This is a genomic window from Cellulomonas sp. A375-1, from assembly GCF_001040865.1.
GTDB classification, from domain to species: domain Bacteria; phylum Actinomycetota; class Actinomycetes; order Actinomycetales; family Cellulomonadaceae; genus Cellulomonas; species Cellulomonas gelida.
Genome location: NZ_LFKW01000128.1, coordinates 1 through 1,614, shown reverse-complemented (window position 1 = coordinate 1,614; position 1,614 = coordinate 1). Strand labels below are relative to the sequence as shown.

The 1,614-nt window shown below is 76.6% G+C and carries 1 protein-coding gene and 1 pseudogene; both read left to right on the top strand.

Features of this window, described 5'->3' with window-relative positions:
- Window positions 1-438, top strand: a pseudogene (locus CWIS_RS13000) (nucleoside/nucleotide kinase family protein); the annotation flags it as partial.
- A gap of 74 nt (window positions 439-512) precedes the next feature.
- On the top strand, window positions 513-1,614 hold a 1,102-nt coding region (gene alr / locus CWIS_RS12995; protein ID WP_048343740.1), incomplete at its 3' end, for an alanine racemase.

Sequence of the window (1,614 nt, the reverse complement as noted above, 5' to 3'; positions counted from 1 at the left end):
GAGCTCGAGCGGCTCGGCCGCGCCGACCGCAAGGGCGCTCCCGACACGTTCGACGCCGCGGGGTTCGTCGCGCTGCTGCGCCGGCTGCGCGACCCGCAGCCCGGGGAGGTCGTGTACGCGCCCGAGTACCGCCGTGACCTGCGCAACGGCGTCGCCGGGGCGATCGCGATCCCCTCCGACGTGCCGCTCGTGGTGACCGAGGGCAACTACCTGCTGCTCGACGACCACGGGTTCGCGCCCGTGGCCGGCCTGCTCGACGAGTCCTGGTACCTCGCGCCCGCGGACGATGTCCGGCTCGCGCGGCTCGTCGCGCGGCACGAGCAGTACGGCAAGTCGCCGCAGGCCGCGCACGCGTGGTCGCACGGCCCGGACGAGCGCAACGCGGCGCTGGTCGCCACCACGCGCCCGCGCGCGACCCTCGTCGTCCGGCCGGCCTGACGGCGCTCACCCGCGTCCACCCGCCCACCCGGGTCCCGCGGCCGGACGGGTGGACGCGGTGCGAGGATGGGCGCGTGAGCTTTCCCGCCCGAGCCGTCGTCGACCTGTCCGCCCTCGCGTCCAACGTGCGCTCGCTGCGCGCGCACGCGCCCACCGCGCAGCTCATGGCCGTCGTCAAGGCCGACGCGTACGGCCACGGGCTGCTGCCGTCGGCACGCGCGGCGCTCGCGGGGGGTGCGACGTGGCTCGGCACCGCGCAGATGGACGAGGCGCTCGCGCTGCGTGCCGCGGGGATCACCGAGCCGCGCGTCCTGACCTGGCTGTACGCGCCGGGTGCCCCGATCGCCCGCGCGATCGAGGCCGACGTGGACGTTGCGGTGTCGTCGGCGTCGGCGCTCACCGAGGTCGTCGCCGCCGCGCGCGCCGTCGGGCGCACGGCGCGCGTGCACCTCAAGGTCGACACGGGTCTGGGGCGCAACGGGCTGACGCCGGTCGACCTGGCCGACGTGCTGCCGGGCGCGCTGCGCGTGCAGGCCGAGGGCGCGGTCGCGCTCGTCGGGATCTGGTCGCACCTCGCGTTCGCCGACGAGCCCGACCACGCGACGGTGCGCGCGCAGCACGAGGTGTTCGCCGACGCGGTCCGGCTCGCCGAGTCCGCAGGCGCCCGCCTCGAGGTGCGTCACCTCGCCAACTCCGCGGCGACGCTGACCTCGCCGCAGGTGCACTACGACCTCGTGCGCCCCGGCATCGCGGTGTACGGGCTCTCGCCCGTGCCGCAGCTCGGCGAGCCCGCCGACTTCGGCCTCGTGCCGGTGATGACGCTCGAGGCCGAGCTCGCCACGGTCAAGCGCGTGCCCGCGGGCCACGGCGTGTCCTACGCGCACCAGTACGTCACACCGGTCGACACCGTCCTCGGGGTGGTGCCGCTGGGGTACGGCGACGGCATCCCGCGGCACGCGTCGGGCACGCCGGACCGCCTGGGCGGTCCGGTCCGCGTGGGCGAGCGCACGCTCGGCGTCGCGGGTCGCGTGTGCATGGACCAGCTCGTCGTCGACCTCGGCCCCGAGGCGGGCGAGCAGGCCGGCGACCGCGTCGAGCTGTACGGCACGGGGGCCGACGGTGGCCCGACCGCGCAGGACTGGGCACGCGCGGCCGGCACGATCTCCTACGAGATCG